Genomic DNA, 24,603 nt, shown 5'->3' on the forward strand with positions numbered 1-24,603 from the left:
TATACGATGGCTTGATGGTTCGAGTCTCGTCGCACGACTGAAACCCCGGCGTCACGGAAGTGACATGAAAAGGGGTGGCACCATGTCAACACATCTATCAAAGAAAATCCGCATCACGACCTCGGTCGTGGCAATCGCCTTATGTCTGTCGGCCGCGGCCGTGGCCGACAAACGCGTCTATCCTTTCGATATCCCGGCGCAGGACACGGCGCACGCCTTGACCGACTTTGCGCGTCAGGCGGATGTACAGATTCTGTTTCCCTACGATGTAGCGTCTAAATTCAAGACGCCGCGCATCAAGGGCGATCTCACGCGCGATGAGGTATTGGCGCGACTGATCGACGGCACCGGCCTTGAAATCGCCAGCGCCAGCGCGACCACGATCGTCCTAAAGGTGTCGGCTAAAAGTACCGAAACCGCTGAAGCGACGGACGGACAAGCGCTGATCGAGGTCACGGTGACAGGCTCTCACCTGCGGACGGCGAAGCCGACCTCTCCGGTGCGCGCCCTTGTTCGTTCCGACATCGAGCGGTCGGGTTTTTCACAAACCGGGGATCTGGTGCGTAGCCTGCCTGAAAACTTCTCCGGCGGTCAGAATCCGGGCATGATCGGCACGAACGGCTCGCGTTCGGATAATTCCAATGTCAGCAACGCATCGACGATCAATCTGCGGGGCCTGGGGTCGGATGCGACCCTGGTCCTGGTCAACGGCCACCGCATCTCCGCCGATAGCTATTTTCAGGGGGGCGACGTCTCCGGCATCCCCCTGTCCGCCGTCAAGCGGGTAGAGATCGTGACGGATGGCGCTTCGGCGATCTACGGGGCCGACGCGGTGGCAGGTGTCGTCAACTTCATCCTCAACAAGACCTTGAACGGCGGTGAAGCCAGCCTCCGGATCGGCGACACGACGGAGGGTGGTGGCGCCGAACAGACTGCCAGCGTGATGCTGGGCCATGCGGCGGACGGATGGAATGTCCTGGGCAGTTTTGAATATTCGAACCAGGCAGAAATCAAGGCGGGCGACCGTAAGCTTACCGCCGCCTCACCGCCGATCAAATCCATGTTGCGACCGCAGACGCGGCGATCGGCGTTTCTGACGATCGGCAAGTCCTTCGGCGACACCACCCAGGTCGGTGTCGATGTCCTCGTGAGCGATCGCCGGATGGAACAGGTGATGAAAGCCACGCCGACGGCTGAGGTCTATTATTCGACGATGTACACGCCGGCCTATAATGTGGCGGCCTATCTCACCAAGGACTTCGGCGCGTGGCAGGCGCGCTTTATTGCCGCCGGTGCGCAAAGCCGAAACAGTGGGTATACGCGTACGGCGACTATCGCCCCGGCGCAGACGAACTATAAGAACGGTGTGGCCTATGGCGAGTTCGTAGTGGAAGGGCCGGTGTCCCTGGGCCCCTTATCCATCGATTTAGCCGTCGGCGGCGGCTACCGGGAGGACCGCTTTCAGAATTACCTGCCCGGCGACCCCACCTATATCAAGGCGCAGCGCACGGTCAGCTATGGCTTTGCGGAAGCCTTCGTGCCGGTCCTTGCGCCCTCGACCGAGCGCGGAGGGCTCTATGCGCTTGATCTGAGCCTGTCCGTCCGTACGGAAAAGTATGACGACGTTGGCAGCACGACCAATCCGAAGATCGGCGTCCGCTATCAGCCGACCGACGAGGTGGTGCTGCGCGGCACCTGGGGCACCTCGTTCAAGGCGCCGTCCTTCCTGCAAATGTATCAGACGTCCTATCTCTATCTCTACAGATCGGCACCCCTCGGCTATACCGGCGGCGGTACCGCGCTTTTGACGAATGGGGGAAACCCGAACCTCAAACCGGAAACCTCGGAGTCATGGACGGCGGGGGCGGAATATGCGCCCAAGCGTGTGCCCACCTTGCGTTTGACCGCGACCTATTTCAACATCGACTTCACCAACCGCACGGTGCGGCCGATTGCGCGGCTCCCTGGATCTCTGGCCAACCCGATCTATGCGCCGTTCATCGAGTGGAACCCCTCCGCCAGTCGTCAGGCGGCGGTGTTCGCCGCTGCGGACCAGTTCATCAACAATGCCAGCGTCGCCTATGATCCGGCCGCGGTCGTCGTCCTCCTGAAGAATGATTTCCAGAATGCCAGCGCGCAATATATCCGCGGCATCGATTTCAGCTACCGGCAGTCGTTCACGGTTGGCGAGGATAGGCTCAACCTGTTCCTCAATGCGTCGAAACTACAGGTCAAGCAGCAAACGATCGTCACATTGCCGGCGGTCGAGTTCACCGGCACAATCCTCAACCCCGCGAAGGTCAGGGCTCGCGGCGGCGCGACGTGGCAGAGAGGCAATTGGGACGCCACGGCGACGGCCAACTACATTTCGGGCTCGATCGATGACCTGGTCACGCCGAACCGACAGGTCGCCTCGTGGACGACCGTGGATGTCAATCTTACCTACCGCTTCCCAACCGGTCAGTTCGATGGCAGCCGGATCGGCCTGTCGGTGATCAATCTTTTCGACCGCGATCCGCCCTACGCCTATAGCCCGTCGCTCCTTCAGCCGGGCCTGGTGTTCGATAGCGCCAACGCCTCGATCGTTGGTCGGTTTGTCGCCTTGACCTTCACGAAGCGCTGGTGATGGCAAGATCTCTGTCAGCCCTCATATTTGTCGTCGTCGGATTGGGTCTGCCAAGCGTGATATCGGCCGCCCCATCCTGCGCCACACTGGTTCCGCCGCAGACGCGTCTGAATGGGGTCGCTCGAACCGTCGAACCGGAAGATCTGGCGGCGATTCGCGACATCGGGCCGACCGGCGTCTCGCCCATCGACGCCCCTATAATGTCGGTATCGCCGGACGGATCTCGTGTGGCCTTTCATATGTGGCAGGCGCGTCCGGATGAGAACCGCTATTGCGTCGGGCTTTTCACGATCCAGCTGGGCCAGCCAAGGTCGCTGCGTCAGCTCGATCAGGGCGGTGAGCTTATTCGGGGAAAGTCGTCCTATGGCGGCTTCGCCCCCCGTCGGACCGGTTTCGCGGCGGCCGTGGCACCCAAATGGTCGCCGTCCGGCCGACGACTGGCCTATCTGCGTCGGGACAAGGATCAAATCGATATCTGGCTGATCGAGGGTGACGGGCCCGCCCATCGCCTGATCGATGCCGGATATGACATCGACTCTTTCGACTGGGTAGCTGAGGACCGTCTTCGTTTCAGCGGCCGACCCGGTCTGGCTGACGCAGAGGCGGATATCACCAGACGTGGCCGGCAAGGCTATGCCTATGACCAGTCTTTTGCCCCGACGCGGGGATTGAAGCCTTTGGTCCGCGAGCCGTTGCCCGTCGTAGAAATGATCTTCGACCTCACCACTGGCGAACGCCGAATGCCAACGCCGGAGGAATTGCGGCCATCGGATGCCGCGAAAGTCCTGATGAGCGCTCAGGGCCACAGGGCAGAGCGAGTGGCGGTCACTGACAGGCTCGATAGCCGGACGCGGCTGGACCTGCAGATGACGAATGGACGGCGGCTTATCTGTCCTGACGTCGTGTGCGACGGCATTCGGCAGATGTGGTGGACGGCCGACGGGCGACAGCTGATTTTCCTCAAACAAGAGGCTCAGGCCCCCGAAATGGGACTTTACCGCCTGGCGACGGATACCACGTCAGGTATGGCGAACCCCGAACGAATTTTTCACACGACGGACGCCTTGAAAGGGTGTGCCTACACCCCGACGCATCTGGTCTGCGGCTTTGAGACCGCCACGCACCCCCGTACCCTCGTCAGGATTGACCTGTCGACGGGGATCCTCGACCCCGTATTCGATCCCAACCCGGAATTCAGTACCTTCCGCTTTGGGGCGGTCGAGCGCCTGAGGTGGCGCAATAGTCGAGGCATTGAGACCTTTGGCAGTCTGGTCTTGCCTCCCGACTATTCGGGGGGACGGCTACCCTTGGTGGTCGTGGGATATGACGCGCGGGGTTTCCTGCGCGGCGGCACCGGTGATGAATATCCCGTCCATGCGCTGTCCGCCAAAGGGTTTGCCGTGCTCGTCTATGAGCAGCCGCCTGGGGTTGGCCGCTCGAGCGGTGCGCGCACCTCTCTGGAAGCCGAGCAGATCGACCGTCAGGATTGGGCCGACAAGCGCAGCGTCCTGTCGTCGCTGGAAACGGTTATAGACCGGCTCGTCGCCCGTGGCCTGGTGGACGCGCGTCGGGTCGGCTTGACGGGGTTCAGCTATGGGCGATCAACGGCGCAGTTTGCGGCGGTGAACAGCGGCCACTTTACGGTGATGTCGGTCAGTGGATGCTGTGAAGATATTTACAGCGCTGCGACCTGGGGACCCGCCGGTGCGGCCTATATGAAAAGTCTGGGCTATCCGGACGCCGCCGAGGTTGATCAGGCGTTCTGGGGTCCCTATTCCATGATCCTTAACGCGTCGCGCCTGAAGATCCCGACCTTGATCCAGATTTCGGACGATGAACTCCTGAGTAGCCTGCAAAGCTTTCATGCGTTGAAACGGGCTGAGTCACCGGTAGATATGATCGTGTTCCCCGACGAGCGACACGTCAAATGGCAACCCGCGCATCGCCTGGCCATGTATCGCCGGAACATCGCCTGGTTCGATTATTGGCTACTTGATCGACAGGATCTATATGGCTACGACGAAGACTATCAACGCTGGGATGTGCTGAAGCGCACCGTGAAACCGAATTGAGCCTCTCTCCGGGGGTTCATGTCTGCCCCGCCTGACGGCGGGGCTTTTTTTTCACGATGACCCCACCGGTCACGCGAGCCAGGCGCGCACCCAGTTCTCAGCCTCGACCAGTAGGGACAGGGGCACAAAGTCGGAGCTGGTGTTCAGGTGTTCGATTTGCAGAGCGGCGTCCAGTCGCGACCGGTCGAGCAGACCGTTTTCGACGAGAACACCGTCGAGCAATAACGGCCGTATGGCCGCGAGATTGGCTTGCACGACATCGAGGCAGAAGCTGTCAGGACCCGCCTTGCTGGTACGATCCAGAATCTGTTGCGGCAAATAGGGGACAAACGCCGCCCGCGCCAAGGCGCGATTTTGGCCGCCGCGGCACCACATCCAGGATGGCGTCGACAGGCAAAATTCGACGACGGGCTGAGACATCAAGGGATATATGGTCGGATGCCCGCCATAGCGTGAAAAGCCTTCGAGCGTCGCCTGAACGCGGATGAGCATGGAAATATGAAGCGCATGGCCCGGTAAGGCGCCTTTCGGGGTTACGAGCCAGGGATGCGTTAGCTCGGGTTCGATGTTCAGGCGATTGTCCGTCAAAAATCTGTGGCCGCCGTGCCAGACATACGGGGTGGGTTGATGGTGTCGCCTCCAGGCGGCCCTCGTGACCTGAAACTGGGTCGCCCCGGTCAGGTCGGCAACGTCACTGAGTGTGTCCCACACACCGGACGACAGGCCTTCTGTTCGAAACCGGTCGACCACGGGGGTGGCCGAATAGGTAAAGCAAAACACATTGTCGCCGCCCGTGCCTTTGAATTCGACCTCCCCGCCAAACTGACTGAGGAACTGTTGGGCGGATGCCCGTCTCGCCTGGCCGTAGGGGTGGCCCATGGGTCGCGGCAGGTCACGGGATGCCGCCCGGCCAATATCGATTGCGCTGAGCGAATAGAGGTCCTCAGCTAAGGGAACGTTCAAATGCCTGGCGAGTATCCTCGCATAAGCTCGCTCGTCGCCATCAGGGCGCGGTGTCGCCAGGGTGTAGGCCCGCCAGTTCGCGCCGCCGACCTTCAACGCCGCGGCCATGATCGACGAATCCAGTCCGCCTGACACGGCCGCGAGGACTGTAGAAAAGGGGCGCGCCCATGCGGCGGTGCAGTTTAAGATGCGCTGTCTTAGGTACTCGGCCCGGGTCTCGGCCGAAAGGGCCATAGAGCGGTCGACGAAGTCCCAGGGCGACCAGGCTTCACTGACTGTCGTCGACGGCCAGCTCAGCACAAATCCGGGCCTCAACTCCGAAATCCCGGCCAGGGCCGTACGCTCGGCCTTAAGATCGCGGGCGAACAGGTGTCGATGGAGACCTTGCCAGTCTATGGCCAGGGCGGGACCCTCAAGCCGACGCACGATATCCACGTGCGAGGCGGCGATGAGGGTTTCGCCGTCGCGCCGATAGTAGACGGGCAGGGTGCCAATGGGATCTCGTAACAGGTGGAACCCGCCGTCGGCAGACCACCAGATTCCGACATAGGCGCCCCAGATATGACGGGTCAGCCAGCGGGCATCAGGGCGCGGCGCGTCCTTTTCGCGGTCAAGCGGAAGATAAGGGGCTTCCGACGAAAATGCGTGCCCTACCACGAGCCCGGCGTGGTTCGCGAGATCGACCACGGGTGTAGCCGGGGTGGTCATGACGACCAGGTCCGGTCGTTCGAACGCAGGTCGCAGGTTATCCTGCCTCTCGGCCTGGGTCTTCAGATATTGGAGGCGGCGCCGATCCGGCCCCTTAATCACGAGGAACCCAAGTGTCATTCAAACCACCAATATGGGGGTGAAGTGCCTCACCTGATCCAGCCGGTCATTCAGAACCGTCTCACCGGACTGCACCCAGGCATGCGCGGCGAAGGGTCCCATCTTAACGCCAAGGATGAGGTCGGCGGCGAGGCCCTGGCGACGGCATCGGGTCGTGAAGGCCAATGAATTTTCCAGGCATCGGTTGTGGCGGTCGATGAAACGACCGCTCAATTGCGCTGACGCGGCGAATTCGCACAGCACCCTGTGGCCCCCTTTGGGGTTACGCGCCCGCTTAACCTGGTGCAGGCGCAGGATCGCGGCCTCAAGGCCCCGACGCTTCAAGGCATGGGTCGCGCGGACCTGTGAGGCGATAGCGTCAAGAACGCTCGACAGGGTCGGCGTCACGCCGGCCAGGTCAAGATCGGCCCTGGGGGCCGGATAGGTGGTCAGACGGGGCGGTGTTTCCGTTTTGCGGCGGACGGTCAGGCCGAGCAAGCATAGGCGCTCAGCATCGCGTTCTGAAGGTGTAAGGCCGTCGAACACCGCTTGGAAACTTGTGTCCAGATCGGGCGGCAAGGCCAGATACCGGTTGGTGCGCAGATCGAGAATGAGGCTTCGGCCGGCGATTCGGCAGGCCGAAATATGAGGCGGCAGGGTCAGGTGCATGAGCAAAAAGGGGTGCGTTACCGCACCCCTCCACCGGTATTAGTTAGCGGTGAGGCCAGGGATCTGGCGCTGTTCGAATTCGTCGTCGAGTTCGACCTGATTGCCGTTGCCCTTGGTCACTTCGGTGGCAACGCCCAGCACGATCGGCGCGACGGCTGCGGTTTCTTGGGTAAGGTTACGCATGACACTCTCCTGGATTAAACGTCATGACCATTCATGACCAGGTGAGTATTTTCCCGTATTGGTAGTATCCGAAATTTATAGTGCGGCAATCGCACGAAAATTTCGTTGCGATTGTCGCCTATCTTCGGCGGAGGCGTTCGACGAGTTCCGGGATGATGACCAGACGACGCGCTGTGTACTGCTCGAGGGCGATTTTAAGCCCATCGGCATCACCGGCGGTCCACAGCCTATTGAGGTGTAAAAGCTCATCTTCGCGGTCCTGTATGAGATCGCCCTTGAGGCGGCGGGCCAGGTGAAGCCGGTCGTTGGCGTTGACGATCTCTCGCTCGAACTCGACGTTACGCGAGGCTCTGGCAATCAGGAGAAATAATCGCTCGATACTCAGGACCGGGTCGATGTCGCCCGTCGTTTGAACGATAGCCGGCGCGAATGTCTGGGGTGGTCGGGCCTTTATAAGGTCAAGGAGATAGAGGATGGTCGCGCGGTGCCACTCATAAAGGTAGCGCATGGATTGCTCGGTCACGCGCGACACGTGGAAGCCTTCGCCTGAGGCTGTCTCTACCAGACGCTCACCACATAACCAGAACAGGGACTGTCGCACCGGGGTCTGACTAACCCCGAGCCGATCGGCACATACATTCACATCAATCTTATCGCCGGGATAGAATGTACCGTCGCGAAGCAAGGTTTTCAGGCCGTTATGGACGCGCCTGATCGTCGACTCCTTCACCATACCAACCTCTTACGCTCACTGCGGCGTATAACCTTACGTCCGTCTGGAGTTCCGGTGCGTACGAAAGCGCTGCATGTGTTGATCCACAGGTCATTACTGGTGGTCAACCCGGCCAAGCGCATTCGCGACAAAATTGTATTTTCAGTATAAAGCGTAGCGTCGCGCAAGTGCATTATTACGTCGCGATTATACTGTAATCACCATGTGATTTTTCACGAGATGGCGTGTTGGACTACGCCGTCTTCTTGCAAGCAGATGGCGGACAAGAGATGAAGATCAGCGTTCTCATATACTGAGGGATGCCCTGCCTGACGCTGTCCTTGACACACCGTTGTCGCCGGCAATCGCAAACGAGAACGCCGTGCGGCGCCGCACAGCCCAAAAGCAACCAATAATTGCCAATTTTGAAAATATATAGCCATTAAAATATCAATAAGCAATTTGAGGTTGCTAATTTGCGATGAATGTAAGCGAAAATTTTGGTAAGCTGAGCGCGTGGCGCTTGGTAAAACGCGTTGTGTCATGGGACTATCAGCGATAGGCCCATTCTCCATGGCCAGACGCTGCCGATAATGAGGGCCCCTATCCGTATTGAGGGTAATTCGTCCGCCGGTCGACCTATCGGGCGGGCGCGCCGTCAGTCTTGAATTGGCTCTTCGTTGCTCGCCCATTCACGATTGGAGCGAGAAGCGGAATGATGCCTATGGATCAGAAAGGGTGCCGTCGGACGGAAGACGGTGCGACGAAAGCGCCTCACCGGGTCGATGTGCATGTGGGTAGTCGGGTGCGTATCCGGCGCAAATTTTTGGGGTTGAGCCAGCAACAGCTGGCCACGCGTTTAGCTGTGACATTTCAGCAAATTCAAAAATACGAACGGGGATCAAACCGTATTAGCGCGTCTAAGCTGTACGATATTTCAAGCGCACTGAAGGCCCCGGTCACCTATTTCTTCGACGGCTTGAGCGAGGATAAGGAAGCGAAAGGCGAGATGTCGATAGAGCGCAGCGCCCTGCTACTGTTAATGTCGAGCGAGGGGATTGAACTGGCAGAAACCTTTCCTCGCATCAAATCCGCTGCGCAGCGCCAACGCGTGCTGGATCTGGTGCGAGTGCTCCTGGGCGAAGGCTGAACGGGGCGTGTCAAAAGGTCTGTCGCGTTGACATGGGAACGGTGGCGTGATCCAACGCACCGAACAATTCGAGTTGCGGTTCTGGCTTCGGCCTATGCCTCACGATTGGCTTAACGGGCCGTCGGTAAGCTTCGAATACCCCCTGGCGAGGGCGCGCAGACTCTACCTGAAACCGCACGCTCCCGCCGCACCCCGTCAGAGTGCACCGTGTTCGCATTTCGAGAAGGTCGACATACTCGGTCCGAAGTCCAGGTGTTTCCGAGAGACGAGAAATCGTTTCCTGTCTTACCCCGCCACACGCCTGACACTGTATCCGCAGCACGGAGTCGAAAGGCAAATCTCGAATCATGGGGGGCGGCGCCCAATTAAGGTCAATAACCATAATAGCCTCACTTGCGTTTTAAGTTCCTATTTTGTTCTATTTTTTGCAAACGTCAACAGGGTGGCTAAACCTATGCGACGACGATCGAGAACGCGTCCTCGGACCACGACTGTGATAGGGCCGGCATGTCGTCGCCATTAAGCCAGGCCTGCCAGTGAGACGGCGCGATGACAACCGGTTCTCGAGGATGAAATCGGCGCATGGTGTCGCCCGGTTCTCGCGTCAGTATGGCAAACGAAAGGAGCGCGCCGTCGGCGGTGTTCGCATAATCCCAAATGCCGGCGAAGGCCATCGGCGTGTTACCTCTGGCCGCGATCCGCCAGGTTTGCTTGAGCGGTGAGGTCTTGCTCGACTCGTAATAATGATCAGCAGGAACCAGCACCCGACGCTTAAGGTTCCATGCGCGTGAAAAGGTGGGCTTGCGCTCAATGTCATCCAGGCGCGCATTGAAGGTGGTATTCGTCCATTCGCGGACCGTGCCACGGTGACTGGCTGGCACCAGCCACCAGCGCATCTCTTTGATTACAACGTTGCCGTTGCCGCTTCTGGCGAAGACCGGTGCCATGTCCGTAGGTCGGATCAGCTCATAGGAGCGCTTATTGGCAAAGGGGGGCGGAACATCGAGAAACCCCGCATGGACTTCCAGTTCGCGGGGACCGCCATAACGTCCGCACATAGTACGCCTCTACGCTTACTGCATAAAATCCAAGACCCCCGGATTGACTTCGCGAGGAATTGGAACAAATATAGAACGCAAGTGAGGTGTGCATGTCAATTCGTTACCTGATCGAAGATGAAAGCGGGCGGGCGGTTGCGCCGGGCGAGATCACTTGCGCCCCGGCCTATTCGGGCCAGCAGATTGTGCTTTTGAACTATCCGCGCGTGGAACGGTATCTGGTCGCGCGGCTGCGTCCGCGCCAGGACTGGATGGGCGATCACGACCATTTCGACCGCTATGCGCTGGTTCTGACGGCGGATCCCACCGAAAATTCCGGTCCCGATCTCCGCAATGTCGCAATCTTCATGCCGGCCTGCCCGATCGTGCAGCGCCTGCGTCGGGCGTGGAAGATTGCGCAGGAGGAAATTGAAGAGCGGCTCAGTCTCTCAATTTCGCGGAAAGACTTTGAGGCTCTGTGTTTATCGATCGGTCTATTCGATGCCGAGCGTGGAACTCTGGCCGGGCTGGCTTATATGGGGGCACCGATGCGGCGGGCCGAAGATCAGGATGCGTCAACCAGCTTTGACGGCTTTAAGGGTGATCTGGCGATCGTCAGGGTCACGCGACGTGACGGCACCCCGTTTGAGATTGATCCGTTCTTCACCTCGGCCATCGTGGCGTTGCTGGCCGATCCAACGTCGGATAACGCCAACCGGATACGCAACGACATTCTGGGTCATCTAGGCGCCGGCGGTGATGTGGCAGGCGATGTGCCCCGTCACGTGCGTGATATGTTGCAGCTGGTCTATGAGGGAGAGATGACCGTGTTTTTGGCGGCTCAGGAGCTGACGGAACTGGGCTACCGGCTGCGCACGCGAGCTCAGCATAACCGCGTCGCCTGACCTATTTGAGGATATGTTGTTTAGTGCCGCTCGAGGGGGACCGTTGCTATGAGCGGTAAAGGTAATCAGGGGCGCGTAGGATATCCAAGGAAATATAACTGGCGATCTGCATCAGGATGGCGACCTAGGTTTTACGGGCCTGGGTAAGTCCTGGTGGCAGGTCCCAGAAGATTTTTTGACGTTTTAAGTTTTAAGGGCCGACTTAATGCGATTAGCTTTTTTTTGAGCGATTTGCCTAAGTTTTGGAACGATGCGAACAGCCAAAATACGTGTACGGGATATCGACAGGCCTGAGGCCACGCCCTATGTTTCGGCGGGATCGCTCACAGAATCGGCATGGCACGTAAACCTCAAATCACCCAGGACGCGTTGATATCGCTCGGTGCGGCGAAGCTCGCGCAACTTGTTTCGGACGAGTCCGAGCACAACGCCGGGTTTCGGCGTCAGGTATCGGCCGCTCTGGCTGGTCAAAACGGGCCGCAGGCCATAGCCAAGGTTGTTGATCGGCGGCTGAGTGCACTGGAAAAGGCCAGAGGCTATATCGATTGGAACAAGGCCCGTGCATTCTGCAACGATCTGGCTTCTACGGTAGCGACAATCACACGCCAATTGGGGGACGCCGCGCCCGCACTGGCCATAGACCGGCTGTTGCGCTTCATAGCCACGCACGAGGCGGTGTTCCAGCGGGTGGACGATTCATCGGGTTATGTTCAGGACGTTTATTACGGCGCTATTGAAGACCTGGGCGGACTGACGCCGCGTTTGTCACCGGATGAATTAGCGCTATTGCCGGATCGGATCGCGGCGGCCCTGGGGCAAAGTGATCATGGGTATTTTGTTGACGCCGCGCGTGCCGTTGTTGAGCTTTTGCCACCACCTGTTTTGCGACGTTGGGATAGTGACCTAGCAAAGCGTCACGCCGAGCTGGAGGTTCAGGATACGGACACGACAAACCGCTTCACCTATTCGAACGCGTCGCAATATCTGTTGGTCCGTCAAATGATTGCCGATGCGCTGGGTGACTTGGATGGCTTCATTAGGCTCGAAAGCCAAAAGCATCCGAATGTCCAAGACACCCTGGGGATTGCACGACGTCTGTTACAGGCGGATCGGGCCAGGGAGGCGCTGGATTGGGTGCGGCGCGAGCGTGCCGTAAAGTTCGTGTTCATGTCACGTACCGATCTAGCCGACCGTCAGGTGGCGCGGGACGCTTTGGCACCTCAACGTGCAGGCCTGGAAGCGGCTATTTTGGACAAGCTTGGTGAGACAGAGGCTGCCCAAGCCCTACGCTGGTCCGTGTTCGAAGACTCCCTAAATATCGCAATGCTGCGTGACTATGTCGCCCGCTTGCCGGACTTTGAAGACTTCAATGTGCTGGACAGGGCATTCGACTATGTTTTGGCCTTTAAACATATCTATGCGGCTCTGGAGTTTCTGTTGGCGTGGCCGCGGATCGATCTCGCCGCCCGCTTGGTGGTCAAGAATTTCGGGCTGTGGGATGGCAGGCATTACGATCTGCTGCCGGAGGCGGCGGAGGCACTTGATAGCTGCGGACTCGACACCGGAGCTGTCGCGGCCGCGATCCTCTATCGCGCGCTTATTGAAGATATTCTCTCTCGCGGCAATTCCAAGGCCTATCCGCATGCCGCCCGCTATCTCAAAAGCCTAGATGCGCTGGCGCTGCGCTCGGATGCAGAGGCTGCCCAAGTCCGGAATATGGATTTGCACGTCACATACCGCGCCCAGTTGGAGAAAAATCATAGTCGCAAGTACGGATTCTGGGGTCTTTTGCCTAAGACCTGACCGTGAGCTATATAGCTCTGTTCACGGTCCAGAAGGCATTGCCGCTCCTGCGTGATGGGAGTGCGATCGTACTTACGGCATCGACGACCAGCGTGTCGGGTACGCCCGCCTTCAGTGTCTACTCGGCGACTAAGGCGGCTATTCGCAGCTTTGCCCGCAACTGGATACTGGACCTGAAGGTTCGCCAAATCCGCGTCAATGCCATAAGTTCAGGCGTTTCGGATACCGCTGGCCTCAACGACCTGTTTGGTAACCAGGCGGAAGGCACCAAGGCCTACGTGGGGTCTCATTCCCGCTGGCAGGGTTGGTCATCCCGACGAAATCGCCAAGGCGGTTCTCTTCCTGGCATCCGACGACGCCAGCTTCGTCAACGGTAGAACTTTGTCGACGGCGGTCAGGCGCAAATCTAAGTATGGAGGCGCCCGCTTGGTCGGGCGCTTCATCCTTTGCTGTCGCCGACAAGCGTTTGATGCAAATGTTCCAGGTCGATGCCGTAAAAGAGGAAGGACCGGTTTGGCGCACAGGTGCAGCCATGATGACAAATAGCGTTACGATTACGCCATGTTAATTTGCCTAAGCCGACGTATCGGTGTTATTGATTTTCGAAAAGGGGGAGATAATGCTGAACCGTCGGTCATTTATGCCGCTCCTGGCCGCGGGGACTTTCACAAATCTTGTTGCGGTATCAGGTTGTCAGGCCAAGAGCGCCTCATCGATCAGCAGTCAGATCGATGAGGCTATAAGACAGAGTGGCGGTGATAACTTCTCCGGCAACGTACTTGTCTTGCGTAAGGGAGAGGTCCTCTTTCGTAAAAGCTTTGGTCTGGCAGATCGGTCGACGAACGCTCTCAATCAGACGGCGAGCCGTTTTGCGGCGGCGTCCCTGGCGAAACCCTTCACCGCTGTTCTGACGTTCCAATTGATCGAAGAGGGCAAACTAAAACTCTCCGACCGCCTGGACGGTGTTTTTCCTGAACTGGCGGGCAAGGCAAGCAGTACCATCACGGTCGAACAGCTTTTAAGCCACACATCGGGAATCGAAGAGGCTACAGAACATCATCTGGACCGGCCGCTCGTACCGGGTGATCTGGTAGCCGCACGTTTGACCAGCAAACCCGGGGTCTTTGCGTATTCCAGCGCCGGCTATGTCGTTCTGAAGCTGGTTGTCGAGAAGGCCAGCGGTCAGGACTATGCCACACGCCTGAATGAAAGAATCTTTATCCCCGCCAGCATGAAAGATTCTGGTTTGCTGCGCACAAATACCGAGGTGTCGGGATTAGCGCTCGGTTATGCGCAAAGCGGTAACGCGCCAGCCAAGCTATCAGTGCCTGTCGAAATTCTCGATGGTGCGGGGTCGCTCTATACCACAACGGAAGATCTGGCGAGGTTCGACAAGGCTTTGTCCGGCAATGTCATTCTATCGGCACAGTCCCAAAAAATCATGCATACTCGTCATACGCCAAATGGCGGCGCGGCGTGGGGTTACGGATGGGCGCTGGCCGATCAAGGGGGTAAATACTATCCCTGGCACAAGGGTGATCTGCCCGGATACACCGCGGTCATGGCACGACAGATTCATCGGGAAGAGCTGGTCGTTATCCTGTCAAATCAGGAAAAGATTGACGTAAATGCGATGCGCCAGAAGATACTCCGTATTCTGAAAGCGACCGCAGAGTCATGATCCCGAGAAAACCGGTGGCGAGTGCGTCGTTCCCGCCGCGGCAGCCTGGCTTCAGCCTCCAGCATCTGCGTCAGATACTCGATCCAGGCACCCAGCTTCGGGGCCGGCTGTACCTGGCGCTCGTATTTAAACTCAGTCGCCCCCGAGCGTATGACACGCCGCACCGCATCTCGCGATACACCCTGGTCCCGAACTATCTGCTTTATCGTTACGCCTTGCTCAAAATAGGCACGGCGGATCTGACCGATCTGATCCACGGCAATCATCCTCCAAATACCCTTCCCGCACGACAAAACGTCAAAAGGAAGGACTGTGACACAACCCTAAAAGGGGGTCAGCTTTGGACGCGAAAACCACCCTCTAGGGGGTCAGTATTGCAGGCGAATTTACACGATCACGATTGGCTTGGCGCTAGGCGGCTGGACAAACTCGAACAAAGGCGAAGTTCATGCCAATTACGGCAACGGCCATGATGTCCGCACTTTGAAGCTGGCAATAGACCGCATCGAACATTCCGCAACTCAATGGCTCGTTCAGTCGTCAAGTAATCCTTGACAACGGGCGACTATGCCCGCGATTCCGAGGGCACTCCATCTATCTATCGTCCTTCGAACGGAGGAAAATCGTGCGTCTCATATTGGAGAAGCGACATCAAACGTGGGTTCAGGAAAAGTTTCTCCTTGCCCACAGATACTTCCTCCAAAACACCTATATCAACCAGAGCCTTGAGGTAAACTGATGCCGTTTGGCGCTTAGCCAAGCCCCTTTCCATCAAGTCGGCTATGCGACAATAGGGGCGCTCAAAAATCAGGCTGATCAATTCATGCCGGTATATCTTCGGTAGCAGGGTGCGGACATGCTCGGCCGTTTGCTCCATAAGCTGACGCATGGCACCGATCTTTGCCGTTGTCCAAATGGCGGTGTCTTCAATGCCTCGCACCATGTACAACACCCAATCCTCCCAAGCCCCCTCGGATGTTACCGCTTGAAGCAACCGATAATATTCCGACTTGTTGCGGATAATATATCGACTGAGATAGAGGATCGGCAAAGTCAGCAGCCCGTCTTGGATTAAAATCAGGCTATTGACGATACGGCCCGTGCGCCCATTGCCATCAGTGAACGGGTGGATTGCTTCTAACTGATAGTGGGCCACCGCCATACGCACGACGGGGTCGAGATCGTTCGGTGTGTTGATGAACGTTTCCCAATTGGCCAGTAGGCCGCGCAGATGCGCCTCGCCTTCCGGCGGGGTATAGACTATGCGCCCCGTCTGGTCATTAACTAGCGCCGTGCCGGGCGTGCGACGTATCGACATGTCTACCCCCTTGATAGTGCTGCAAAGCTCTTCAAGTGTGCGGGTCGTCAAGGGGCGATCATGTAGAGACTGATAGCCTTGAAACAAAGCACGACTATACCGCAATGCCTCTTTGGTGGCCGGGTCGGCATTGGTCTCAGGCTGATAAGCGTGTTGGAACAGCCTGTCGGTAGTCGTTACGATGTTTTCAATTTCAGAGGATGCCCTTGCTTCCAACATTGGCAGTAGGCTGATGAGCATAGACTGGTTCGGTATTAGTTCCCCAGCTTGCCGAAGCTCTCCCAAAGCCGCGCGAGCGCTTATACAAGCCTTGAGCACTGCGCGAGTTTCAATCTGATCAATCGCAGGAGGAAGCCGCGGCAACGCATCGTAAGGAGCATCAGCGCGCCATTCTGTAGGCTTCATGTTCATAAAATCGCCTTTTATCGACACATGCTAAGGGATATGTCGATAGCATCGACACGTCAAGAAAACGTGTCGATGTTTTTTGTTTTTATCGACACGTTTGACCCTTCATGTCGATAGCATCGACATGAATTAGGGTTTAGTCGCATCACACTCATATTGCTTCGCAGCGAACATGCCTATGTACCTCCTCCTCCAGCGCACAGTTGTTAAATCATATTGAATAACTGAATTTTCAAAAACTATTCCTATTCAGATAGTTATGAACATGTGCCTCGACATCAGACCGAGGTGGCAGATTCTACCAATAGGCGCTGCGTCTTCCCGACGACCTGCTGCAAGTCCTTAGGCACTTTCCATTTCACATAGAACATCTGGCCCGGACAATCAGCCCAGAGCCTTTCCTTATGGTCTTACGACGAGGGGAGAAGATGATCGGTTCATGATCGCCCAGACCGTGCTTGAGACTGTTTCCACCCTCTTTGGAGGGCTTTGCCGAGGCTTGTGCTGACGGTCGTGTCCGCACCAAGTTCTTCGCCTGCTGTCCATCATAGGAAGGCTTGCGCCCCAATATTTCTAAGGACCGGGAATTATAGCCTTGGTGGCACAGTGAAGTGGCACAGTCGAAATCGTCTCCAGCCCCTTGCGGATAAGGGTTTGCGAACGATGAAAAACTGTCTGGGTGGCACAGACTGGTGGCACAATAACCGTCAAAAAAAGCGGGCTTAGAGCCTTCTCATTGATCTTGAACGATAAATTGTCGGGATTTGGGAGATTGGAGCGGATGGAGGGGCCAGATACACCTCAGCGCTACGAAAATATCGCCATCCGCAACCTTACGCTGAAAGCCAATGGTGGCAACGTCCTCTCCCTAGAACCGTGGAAACAATTTATCGATCTTGATGGCCATGCCGCCAACATCTGTGGTGCAGCAAATCCGGATAACTGAACTTAAAGGCCGCTTTGGAGCCTTTGGCACCATACGACCTAATCTGGGCCAGACCATCGTCAAAGACGTTGTTCTACAGAATATCGACCTGCAACTTGCCAAGAGTGAACTTGATGTCTCCGGTGTAACGGGTCTCGAATTTCGGAATGTTACGATCAACGGCAAAACTATAAAAATCTTAGCAGATTAGGCCTGCATAATTCAAAGGTGGTGCTTGCCGGACACGCGGTGTTGGACCGGATGTAACTCTAAACGTGCTCTGATGGCCAAGCCTGTCACAAAGCCTTGCGGAAGGTCAGATTGTATCTGACGCCGCTGGTGAGCGGGTGGTCACCAATCTTCAGCGGATTGATCCCATGATATGTGAGGCGGGCCGGACCGCCCCAAACGACGACATCACCGTGAAGCAGCGGAATCCGTCTGACACGATCTTGACGGGTCCGGCCACCCCAAAGGAAAATAGCGGGCAGGCCCAACGACACAGACACGATCGGCTGATCGAAATCGCCTTCGTTGCGGTCCTGATGCAGGGAGAGCCGTGCGCCGGGTTCATACCGATTGATCAAGCAGGCATCCGGCTGAAACCCCAAAAAACCGCCAGCCGCCGCGGCGGCCGAGGCCAGGGCAGCAAAACACGTGGGCATCGCCGGCCACGGCGACGATGTCTGTGGGTCCACAGAGTCATAGCGATAACCTGAGCGATCCGTGACCCACCCGGCGATCCCGCAATTGGTCATTGCGACCGACATCGGCCATCCGCCGGGTGTTACCATGTGGCGAAACGGTGCGATCTGCGTCACGGCGCTGACAGCCGCCAAAAGTTCAGACGCCCGATCAGCTGCAAACCCCGCCAGCAGCATAGCTCCCTCCGACAGTGGCTGAAAGGGTTCGCGGGCGGTCGCGAGCAAATCCAGTTGATAGGGGTCAGAGGGCATCGTGAAAGATAATTCCCAGAGTGTGCCGGTGACCGGCTCGAATACAGCTGACGCCGTGACGCAGCTTCACCTGATAATCGCCCCGCGTACCTGCGACTGGGCGGCTGTTGACGGCGAAGACGACCACGTCGCCCTTGCGCAAGGGCACGACCGCTGCCCGTGTCTGCATCCTTGGGCGCTGCTCTGTTATCACGAACTCGCCACCCTCGAAATCCTGGCCCGGTTCAGACAGTAGCACGGCCGCCTGCAAGGGAAAGACGTATTCACCGTAGACGTCCTGATGAAGGCAGTTATAATCATCCGGACCATATTGGAGCAATAGAGGCGTGGGTCGTCGTTGGCCAGCGGCATGGCAGCGGTCGAGGAATATCGCATGGTCTAGGGGGAAGCTAACGTCCTGCCTCATGCGTTTAGACCAACAGTTCGCAAGGGGTGCGAGATAGGGGTAGATGAGCGTTCGCAAGGCCTGCACTATATTGGGCAGGGGATAGGCGAAATACCGATATTCGCCGCGTCCGAAGCCATGCCGTTGCATGATGACGTGGCTGCGAAAGCCTGCGCCACCGCCATAAAGGCGCGTTGTCGCATCGCATTCCGCCGAGCTCAATAGGCCCGGCAGAACCGTCCAGCCCTGCGCGTCCAGATCAACTAGGGCGCGGTTCCAGTTCACTCGTTCGATACGTTCCGATAAGACCTTACCTGTGGCTCCCGTGCTGATCGAGCCATGGTTGACCGTCGGGGTCGTCGAAGCGGTGAGGGTAGTGTCGGTCATCATGGCGGCCCATCCAGAGAATCATCGGATGTCACTGTGACCGGTCTCGACAGCACTTGCGCCCCGTCTCTTGCGCTCGAATTTAGTATTGCTCTGTTGCATACGCTCCCGCTCTCTATTCGAGTGCATATCATATAGGCAGTCGGAAGGTCTTGTGTGCAAACTGGGTGTTCCAGTAGCTTGGAACGTCCGGTAACGGGTGTTTCGGCGTTCAGTGAATGACCGCTGGGGGCGCGATTGCGACTATCGGGCAGTCGGCTCGATTTGGCCCTGTGTGGACCTGGTCTATGACGCGAGTCCATTGCCATAGCCGTGAGATGGGCGGGGAAATGGCCTACAGCAACAACGGCTATGTCGTCGTGGGTGCCCTGAACTTCGGGGGAAAGGCTCGATAGGCGAATATCGAGCCTAATTCATCTATCACGCGATACGAGCTCTTGCCACTCTCAGAGGTATCTCTCCGACGGACCAAAGCCTTGCTGCGCCACGTACGCCGGAGGAGTCGCCCCATTTGGCTTGTACAATCCGTGACGTCCAGACATCCGAGAAGACATGCTCCGCTATGACGACAGGAACGCGCTGTAAAATTTCCGGTACGTTTGAAAGCCCGCCGCCGATGACGATTGCATCAGGATCGATAAGATTGCAAACCGTAGCGATCGAACGGCCGATACGATCAATCAGATTTTCCAAGGCGAGTGCGGCGGCCGTTTCGCCTTTGCGCGCCAAATCGATAATCTCTTCAGCTGGACGTTCTATCTGCGAACGCTGAAAATAATCACGTTGTAAGCCGGTTCCTGAAATCCACTGTTCCAGACAGCCCTTTTGACCGCAGTAACAAGCGGGGCCCGGCGTCTCGTGCGATTCCGGCCAGGGCAGGGGGTTATGGCCCCATTCACCGGCGATGCCATTACCGCCAGTGACAAGGGTTCCGTTGATCACCAGACCACCACCACAGCCCGTGCCTAGGATCACACCAAAACAGACTTTTGCACCGGCACCAGCGCCATCTACCGCTTCAGAAAGTGCAAAGCAGTTCGCGTCATTGGCCAACCGGACTTCGCGACCCACGGCGTCACTCAGATCCTCGCGGAAAGGCCGCCCGTTAAGGTAAAGCGAATTTGAGTTGCGCATGAGGCCGGTCGTTGGAGACACCGAACCCGGTGTGCCAATGCCTACCGTACCTGTTTGCCCGGTCTCACGTTCGACAAATTCCACAAGGTCACAAATGGACGTAATCGCCTCATCATAACGCCCCGGGTTTGGCTTTCGGACCCGGAGGAGGTAATCGCCGTTTTCATCAAGCGCGGCCGCCTCGATCTTCGTGCCGCCAAAATCAATTCCGATTTGCATTACCAGTACGGCTCCCAAACCTTGGTCAGACGGGTCAAGGCTTCAAGGTAGAAGTAGTCGCCCCAGAGGCAGTATTCATCGACCCCAATGTGTTTGGGCATATGATAGACGCCATGTTTGAGAAGACCCGTGCCAGCATCCGTCGGCGCGGCGGCGTAGTGACGGATGAGGCTTTCCACCATGGCAATGGCGCTGCCGCGATAGGCGCTGCTGTCCGGATCCACCAGCGGAACAGATTTGCCCAGTTCCAGCAATCCACATGCCGCGATCGCTGCCGCCGATGAGTCGCGCTCATGCGGCGCATCGGTGAAAATGAGGTCCCAGCAGCAGACCATATCATCGGGCAATCGATTGAGAAAATAATTGGCAAGACGTGCCGAGGTGTCGATCAGGCTTGTGTCGCGGCAGTATCGATAAACGAGAGGAAAGCCCGCAATACCCCAGGCCTGTCCGCGGGCCCAGCACGAGTCATCCGAATAGCCCTGATGCGTGGTGCCGCGCTTCGGAAGGCCGGACACCGTATCCATGTAATAGGTATGGAAGGTCGAGGCGTCCGGACGGACGATATACTTCTGCGCCTGCCGAATATGGTTGTCTGCGGCGTCGGCGAAGGCCAGATCACCGGTCTGCTCGGTTGCCCAATAGAGCAATGGCAGATTGAGGTTGCAGTCGATAATCATGCGACCGGCTTCTTCCGGGTCGAACAGATTGCCCCACGCCTGAATGATGCCCGCTTTGGGCAGGTAGCGCTTCAACAGAACGCGCGCGGCCTCTACACCTGCCTCCCGGGCGAGCGGCGATCCCGTCAACTTGCACGCGGCTACGCAAGAAAGTGAGTATAGAAACCCCAGATCATGGTGATCGACATTTACGCGATCAAAGATGCGCTGGTGAAAGCTCTTGACGTTCTCGTCGGCCGCATTGCGATATTTTTCGTCGCCGGACAATTCGTAGGCCAGCCACAACTGGCCGGTCCAGAACCCGTTTGTCCACTCCGTATTATCCATAGATTTATATTCATAGCCCTCAGACGACGGCATCGGATAGGCGGACCCGAAAGTCTCGATCCCCTTATCGATGCGTTTCAGCGCGTCGGTGATGGCTTTTTGAATGAGCGCTTTATCGGGCGTAGTGGGCAGGCGGCGGCTGGGCAGGGGTTCTCGCGCGTTGTCCGCGGCACCGGATATATCGGAATTGAGAAGGTTCATAATCATTGTTTTGCGTCTGGAACGGAAGAGAGCAGAGGATCGGCCACCGGAGCATCCGGGGAAACAGCAGCACCGTTTGAAGGCGCTGTCTCCGGATCGGGGGCCAGCGTCCAGATCGAGATGACCCAACATATCAACGCGCCCAGACCGATAATCAGATAGGTGTGCTGAAAGCCGAAAAGATCGTAAAGCCGGCCCACAGGGGTCGAAAGGATGGCAAGCCCGAGGCTGTGACCGAAGCTAACGCCGACCATGTAAAGGGTCGATGCGAGGCGCGATTCGAAGTGGGCAGCGATGTAACGGAAAATGGAAACGGCAAGGATCGGCAATTCGATCGAATGCAGCATCTTCATTGCGGAAATGGCGATTGGCCCTTCCACAAGACCAGAGCCTGTAATGCGAATGATCATGATGCCGGCGGCGAGTAGCAGGCCGCGCTTGATGCCGATGTAGTTGACGATAAACGGCGCGATGAACAACATGCCCGCTTCCATGAAAATCTGGGCGAAGTTCAGACGCCCGAACATCACGCGGCCAATAGCCTCGGTTTCGAACTGAGAGGCGTAATAGACCGGGAACTGCTGGTCGAAGACGAGGTAGAGGTTTGTGACGCCGAGGATCAGGACCATGAACCCCCAGAATTTCGGTAACTTCAGAACGGCAAATGAATCCTTCAAAGTCACGCGGCTCGATTTGCCGAGCACGGCCTCTTTCGATTCACCCCTGAAAAAGAACAGCGTGCCGATCAGAATGACGGCGAGCCCCGAAGCAATACCGAAATTGATGTGCGGATTGATGTTGAAGAGGTTGCCGGAAAAGAAGGCCGCGCAGGCAAAGCCAAGGGCACCGAACATCCGGACGCGGCTATATTCAAAACCATACCAGCGCCCCAGACGATCCACGTAAGATTCGAGCGCGAATGATCCGGCCATGAAGGTCAGGGATAGATAGGCGCCGCCCGCAGCGGCTCCCAGAATCAGATTTGATTTCAGTAATGGCTCGTAAATGAAATAGAAAAACGGCCCGCAGGCCCCCACCATTATGGCCAGGAACCAAAGCACATGCTTTCGGAACCCGATCTTGTCCGAGATAAACCCGTATAGAGGTTGGAAGATCAGGGCCGCAATGAAGTTGGCACCCAGCACCGTACCAGTCTGTTCGCCTGTCAGGGACAAGGTCGATTTCAACCAGTTCGACAAAAGCGAAATGCTCATGGCCTGCGAGGCGAAATAAGCAAAGACGAAAACGCTCAGGAGGACCTGAACCTTAACCTTACCGGGGCGCGCGACCACGGGACTATCACTTCCAGAAGCGACCAATGCCATACAATTCCACCCAGTGTTTTCTCGTCATCATATGTACGGTGACGGGTTTTCAATTATTACGCTTTCGGACTCAAGGGCATCGATCCGGGTGCGTATTTCTGATATCGATATCAGAAATAAATGCAGGTGTATAGGCAAAAATATCAAGCAAGCAGAGGGTTTGCGGTGAAATTTAAATCCAGCAGAAAATGTGAAAACTCACATTTTTTTGTTGGATGGAGACGTTCAGAGGAGATCAGGCCAGGTCTGATACCCCTGAACGTTGCGGTATTTAAGGGTGTGTGATCGAAAAATCCGTGACGAATGGTCCTAGCTTAATATTGCCGGACTCAGGTGATTGGACTTTTCGTCCGCCTATGGTTAGATTTTCGATACGAACGTTTTTAACCGCCGTGCTTTCAGAGAGGCCTGAAATAATCGACGCACTGGGCATGCCTTCGCCGGTAAAGGCAATATTGCGCAGGATGACGTTTTCAACCCCTCGACCGGCGGACTTGTTGTAGCGAGAACTATTGCCGGCCACGATGTGGATCAACTTACCTTCTTCAATGCGTTCGACGCGAATATTCGAAAAACTGATGTCCTTGATCAGGGTCGAGTCCCCGGAAAATATGGCCATAGCGCCTTCCCACGGCTCGTCATCTTCATCCAGATTAAGGACGTCGATATTGTCGAACGTCACTGAGTGGATAGTACGTGGGCGGGCGTTATCGCCGAAATGCCCGACATACATGGCGTGCGCCACATCGTTCCAGAAGGTCGAGTTCGTAACCCGAATATCGTAGGTGTCGTACGATTCAGCCGACGGTGCTGTATCGGTCTTGGTTGCGCAAATCGGGCAGTCGTTCACGGCGTAAACGACAACGGCATCGTCCGAGGTTCTGAGATAGGCCTGATCTACATAGACGTGCTGGGATGTGGAAATCCCAAACCCATCAGACCATTTACCCGAGGTGAAGCCGGTGATCCCGGTCAGCTTGACATTGACCGAGTGTCTAATGTTGGAAATGCGAGCCGCCGCCTCTTTGTCATCGTTGACGACAATGAAGTCTTCCAGTGAGACGTTCTTAGAGCCGTCGATCTCGACCGCCCGACCAGTGTTGTAAATCAGGCCGCGTCCCATGATGCGGACGTTTTCCACGCCCCGAAGGTCGAAGTTGCCATTGAGGATGGCACCACCATCCAGATAGATGGTGTCACCAGACCTCGGCCTGAAAATCTTACCGCCATCGTCTGGATTATGAAGGCCGGGGCCATAATAACGAACATTGTCTCCAACGGGTTTGGCGGCCGGTGGCGCGCCCGCCAGAATATGAATATTGTGCAGGCGGTCATCATCGAATTGCAGCGAGAAGCGGCCCGGTTTTTCCAGTGTAAAGCTGACAATCTTGCCTTTGCGGGTGAGTTTGAGGTCGGGTTTGCGCGGAAGGACATCAACCGTCTGGAAGGTGCCGTTGTTTTTCTGGACCTCGACCTCAACCTTACCCGTGAAATCGAAATAAACCATCGACGCATCCTGCGGCTTATCCCAGTCAACGCGGATATTGTATTCGTAAAGGTCCTGCCACTCGCCCCCCGGCGTCCGAACGCGCACAGTGTAGGCGTCATTATGTGCGGCATAAACCATAGGCACCGGCGGCGCAGGGTAGGCCAGAAGGGTATCGGCGTGGCCCTGCCCGGCGGCAACCGCCAAAAGTAAGCCTGCGACAGTTGAAAGCAAGAGTTTCATA

General features: G+C 57.1%; 21 protein-coding genes. 9 read left to right on the plus strand and 12 right to left on the minus strand.

The genetic code is table 11. The annotated features are described in order from the left end of the window. Positions 1 to 82 precede the first annotated feature (82 nt). A complete protein-coding gene (locus tag AEYBE204_RS30275) occupies positions 83 to 2,626 on the plus strand; it encodes a TonB-dependent receptor (protein WP_023462266.1) in 2,544 nt (847 codons plus the stop codon). Continuing rightward, on the plus strand, positions 2,626 to 4,698 hold the full coding sequence (locus AEYBE204_RS30280; protein WP_023462267.1) for an Atxe2 family lasso peptide isopeptidase: 2,073 nt from the start codon (positions 2,626 to 2,628) through the stop codon (positions 4,696 to 4,698). Before AEYBE204_RS30275 ends, AEYBE204_RS30280 begins: the two co-directional genes overlap by 1 nt. A gap of 69 nt (positions 4,699 to 4,767) precedes the next feature. Here AEYBE204_RS30280 and AEYBE204_RS30285 read toward each other — a convergent pair whose 3' ends face one another. From AEYBE204_RS30285 to AEYBE204_RS30295, 4 genes are all read right to left on the minus strand, one after another. Next, positions 4,768 to 6,489, minus strand: a complete 1,722-nt coding sequence (locus tag AEYBE204_RS30285) for an asparagine synthetase B family protein (protein WP_023462268.1) — start codon at positions 6,487 to 6,489, stop codon at positions 4,768 to 4,770. Beyond that, positions 6,490 to 7,137: a lasso peptide biosynthesis B2 protein gene (locus AEYBE204_RS30290; RefSeq protein WP_023462269.1), complete on the minus strand. Its 648-nt coding sequence runs from the start codon at positions 7,135 to 7,137 to the stop codon at positions 6,490 to 6,492. Positions 7,138 to 7,176: 39 nt separating this feature from the next. Continuing rightward, positions 7,177 to 7,320 (minus strand): hypothetical protein, encoded by a 144-nt coding sequence (locus AEYBE204_RS40320; RefSeq protein WP_023462270.1) that lies wholly within the window; start codon positions 7,318 to 7,320, stop codon positions 7,177 to 7,179. Positions 7,321 to 7,438: 118 nt separating this feature from the next. After that, on the minus strand, positions 7,439 to 8,053 hold the full coding sequence (locus tag AEYBE204_RS30295) for a GntR family transcriptional regulator (RefSeq protein ID WP_023462271.1): 615 nt from the start codon (positions 8,051 to 8,053) through the stop codon (positions 7,439 to 7,441). Between the two features lie 703 nt (positions 8,054 to 8,756). Here AEYBE204_RS30295 and AEYBE204_RS30300 point away from each other — a divergent pair. Then, positions 8,757 to 9,182 carry a helix-turn-helix domain-containing protein gene (locus tag AEYBE204_RS30300; RefSeq protein ID WP_023462272.1) on the plus strand — a complete coding sequence of 142 codons (426 nt, stop codon included), beginning with the start codon at positions 8,757 to 8,759 and terminating at the stop codon, positions 9,180 to 9,182. 452 nt (positions 9,183 to 9,634) lie between these two features. On the opposite strand, the gene AEYBE204_RS39535 is transcribed toward AEYBE204_RS30300, so the two are convergent. Then, a complete protein-coding gene (locus tag AEYBE204_RS39535; protein WP_023462273.1) occupies positions 9,635 to 10,240 on the minus strand; it encodes an SOS response-associated peptidase in 606 nt (201 codons plus the stop codon). A 92-nt stretch (positions 10,241 to 10,332) separates the two neighbouring features. On the opposite strand from AEYBE204_RS39535, the gene AEYBE204_RS30305 reads away from it, so the two are divergent. The 5 genes from AEYBE204_RS30305 to AEYBE204_RS30315 all read left to right on the plus strand — a co-directional run bounded on the left by AEYBE204_RS30305 (position 10,333) and on the right by AEYBE204_RS30315 (position 14,608). Then, positions 10,333 to 11,124 carry a hypothetical protein gene (locus tag AEYBE204_RS30305; protein WP_023462274.1) on the plus strand — a complete coding sequence of 264 codons (792 nt, stop codon included), beginning with the start codon at positions 10,333 to 10,335 and terminating at the stop codon, positions 11,122 to 11,124. A 336-nt stretch (positions 11,125 to 11,460) separates the two neighbouring features. Continuing rightward, positions 11,461 to 12,927 (plus strand): DUF6880 family protein, encoded by a 1,467-nt coding sequence (locus tag AEYBE204_RS30310; RefSeq protein WP_023462275.1) that lies wholly within the window; start codon positions 11,461 to 11,463, stop codon positions 12,925 to 12,927. A 2-nt stretch (positions 12,928 to 12,929) separates the two neighbouring features. Next, positions 12,930 to 13,304, plus strand: coding sequence for an SDR family oxidoreductase (locus tag AEYBE204_RS39965; RefSeq protein WP_255346427.1), 375 nt, complete (start codon positions 12,930 to 12,932; stop codon positions 13,302 to 13,304). Continuing rightward, on the plus strand, positions 13,249 to 13,473 hold the full coding sequence (locus tag AEYBE204_RS40975; RefSeq protein ID WP_255346430.1) for a hypothetical protein: 225 nt from the start codon (positions 13,249 to 13,251) through the stop codon (positions 13,471 to 13,473). Before AEYBE204_RS39965 ends, AEYBE204_RS40975 begins: the two co-directional genes overlap by 56 nt. A 73-nt stretch (positions 13,474 to 13,546) precedes the next feature. Next, complete coding sequence (locus tag AEYBE204_RS30315; protein WP_023462276.1) at positions 13,547 to 14,608, plus strand: serine hydrolase; 1,062 nt, start codon at positions 13,547 to 13,549, stop codon at positions 14,606 to 14,608. Positions 14,609 to 15,206: 598 nt separating this feature from the next. On the opposite strand, the gene fic is transcribed toward AEYBE204_RS30315, so the two are convergent. Beyond that, positions 15,207 to 16,337, minus strand: a complete 1,131-nt coding sequence (gene fic, locus AEYBE204_RS30320) for a protein adenylyltransferase Fic (RefSeq protein ID WP_023462278.1) — start codon at positions 16,335 to 16,337, stop codon at positions 15,207 to 15,209. A gap of 739 nt (positions 16,338 to 17,076) precedes the next feature. On the opposite strand from fic, the gene AEYBE204_RS40325 reads away from it, so the two are divergent. Next, the gene (locus tag AEYBE204_RS40325) at positions 17,077 to 17,280 is read left to right on the plus strand and encodes a hypothetical protein (RefSeq protein ID WP_162148401.1); all 204 of its coding nucleotides are present in this window, start codon (positions 17,077 to 17,079) and stop codon (positions 17,278 to 17,280) included. 275 nt (positions 17,281 to 17,555) lie between these two features. On the opposite strand, the gene alkB is transcribed toward AEYBE204_RS40325, so the two are convergent. The 6 genes from alkB to AEYBE204_RS30350 form a co-directional block, all read right to left on the minus strand. Next, positions 17,556 to 18,215, minus strand: a complete 660-nt coding sequence (alkB, locus tag AEYBE204_RS30325; RefSeq protein WP_023462281.1) for a DNA oxidative demethylase AlkB — start codon at positions 18,213 to 18,215, stop codon at positions 17,556 to 17,558. Continuing rightward, positions 18,205 to 18,990 (minus strand): 2OG-Fe(II) oxygenase, encoded by a 786-nt coding sequence (locus AEYBE204_RS30330; RefSeq protein WP_023462282.1) that lies wholly within the window; start codon positions 18,988 to 18,990, stop codon positions 18,205 to 18,207. The genes alkB and AEYBE204_RS30330 overlap by 11 nt, the downstream gene beginning before the upstream one ends. Positions 18,991 to 19,407: 417 nt before the next feature. Beyond that, positions 19,408 to 20,334: an ROK family protein gene (locus AEYBE204_RS30335; RefSeq protein WP_369751894.1), complete on the minus strand. Its 927-nt coding sequence runs from the start codon at positions 20,332 to 20,334 to the stop codon at positions 19,408 to 19,410. 5 nt (positions 20,335 to 20,339) lie between these two features. Then, the gene (locus tag AEYBE204_RS30340; protein WP_031230544.1) at positions 20,340 to 21,548 is read right to left on the minus strand and encodes a glycoside hydrolase family 88 protein; all 1,209 of its coding nucleotides are present in this window, start codon (positions 21,546 to 21,548) and stop codon (positions 20,340 to 20,342) included. Between the two features lie 2 nt (positions 21,549 to 21,550). Next, the gene (locus AEYBE204_RS30345; protein WP_081724648.1) at positions 21,551 to 22,873 is read right to left on the minus strand and encodes an oligosaccharide MFS transporter; all 1,323 of its coding nucleotides are present in this window, start codon (positions 22,871 to 22,873) and stop codon (positions 21,551 to 21,553) included. Positions 22,874 to 23,144: 271 nt separating this feature from the next. Then, positions 23,145 to 24,602 (minus strand): glycosyl hydrolase family 28 protein, encoded by a 1,458-nt coding sequence (locus AEYBE204_RS30350; protein WP_023462286.1) that lies wholly within the window; start codon positions 24,600 to 24,602, stop codon positions 23,145 to 23,147. Position 24,603 lies beyond the last annotated feature (1 nt).

The sequence above is a fragment of the Asticcacaulis sp. YBE204 genome (assembly GCF_000495855.1).
Lineage (GTDB): Bacteria > Pseudomonadota > Alphaproteobacteria > Caulobacterales > Caulobacteraceae > Asticcacaulis.

What these genes read in the sequence shown, in the direction of transcription:
- AEYBE204_RS30275 (WP_023462266.1), top strand. Translation starts at nt 83, where the DNA reads ATGTCAACACATCTATCAAAGAAAATCCGCATCACGACCTCGGTCGTG.
- AEYBE204_RS30280 (WP_023462267.1), top strand. Translation starts at nt 2,626, where the DNA reads ATGGCAAGATCTCTGTCAGCCCTCATATTTGTCGTCGTCGGATTGGGT.
- AEYBE204_RS30285 (WP_023462268.1), bottom strand. Translation starts at nt 6,489, where the DNA reads ATGACACTTGGGTTCCTCGTGATTAAGGGGCCGGATCGGCGCCGCCTC.
- AEYBE204_RS30290 (WP_023462269.1), bottom strand. Translation starts at nt 7,137, where the DNA reads ATGCACCTGACCCTGCCGCCTCATATTTCGGCCTGCCGAATCGCCGGC.
- AEYBE204_RS40320 (WP_023462270.1), bottom strand. Translation starts at nt 7,320, where the DNA reads ATGCGTAACCTTACCCAAGAAACCGCAGCCGTCGCGCCGATCGTGCTG.
- AEYBE204_RS30295 (WP_023462271.1), bottom strand. Translation starts at nt 8,053, where the DNA reads ATGGTGAAGGAGTCGACGATCAGGCGCGTCCATAACGGCCTGAAAACC.
- AEYBE204_RS30300 (WP_023462272.1), top strand. Translation starts at nt 8,757, where the DNA reads ATGGATCAGAAAGGGTGCCGTCGGACGGAAGACGGTGCGACGAAAGCG.
- AEYBE204_RS39535 (WP_023462273.1), bottom strand. Translation starts at nt 10,240, where the DNA reads ATGTGCGGACGTTATGGCGGTCCCCGCGAACTGGAAGTCCATGCGGGG.
- AEYBE204_RS30305 (WP_023462274.1), top strand. Translation starts at nt 10,333, where the DNA reads ATGTCAATTCGTTACCTGATCGAAGATGAAAGCGGGCGGGCGGTTGCG.
- AEYBE204_RS30310 (WP_023462275.1), top strand. Translation starts at nt 11,461, where the DNA reads ATGGCACGTAAACCTCAAATCACCCAGGACGCGTTGATATCGCTCGGT.
- AEYBE204_RS30315 (WP_023462276.1), top strand. Translation starts at nt 13,547, where the DNA reads ATGCTGAACCGTCGGTCATTTATGCCGCTCCTGGCCGCGGGGACTTTC.
- fic (WP_023462278.1), bottom strand. Translation starts at nt 16,337, where the DNA reads ATGAACATGAAGCCTACAGAATGGCGCGCTGATGCTCCTTACGATGCG.
- alkB (WP_023462281.1), bottom strand. Translation starts at nt 18,215, where the DNA reads ATGCCCTCTGACCCCTATCAACTGGATTTGCTCGCGACCGCCCGCGAA.
- AEYBE204_RS30330 (WP_023462282.1), bottom strand. Translation starts at nt 18,990, where the DNA reads ATGATGACCGACACTACCCTCACCGCTTCGACGACCCCGACGGTCAAC.
- AEYBE204_RS30340 (WP_031230544.1), bottom strand. Translation starts at nt 21,548, where the DNA reads ATGAACCTTCTCAATTCCGATATATCCGGTGCCGCGGACAACGCGCGA.
- AEYBE204_RS30345 (WP_081724648.1), bottom strand. Translation starts at nt 22,873, where the DNA reads ATGGCATTGGTCGCTTCTGGAAGTGATAGTCCCGTGGTCGCGCGCCCC.
- AEYBE204_RS30350 (WP_023462286.1), bottom strand. Translation starts at nt 24,602, where the DNA reads ATGAAACTCTTGCTTTCAACTGTCGCAGGCTTACTTTTGGCGGTTGCC.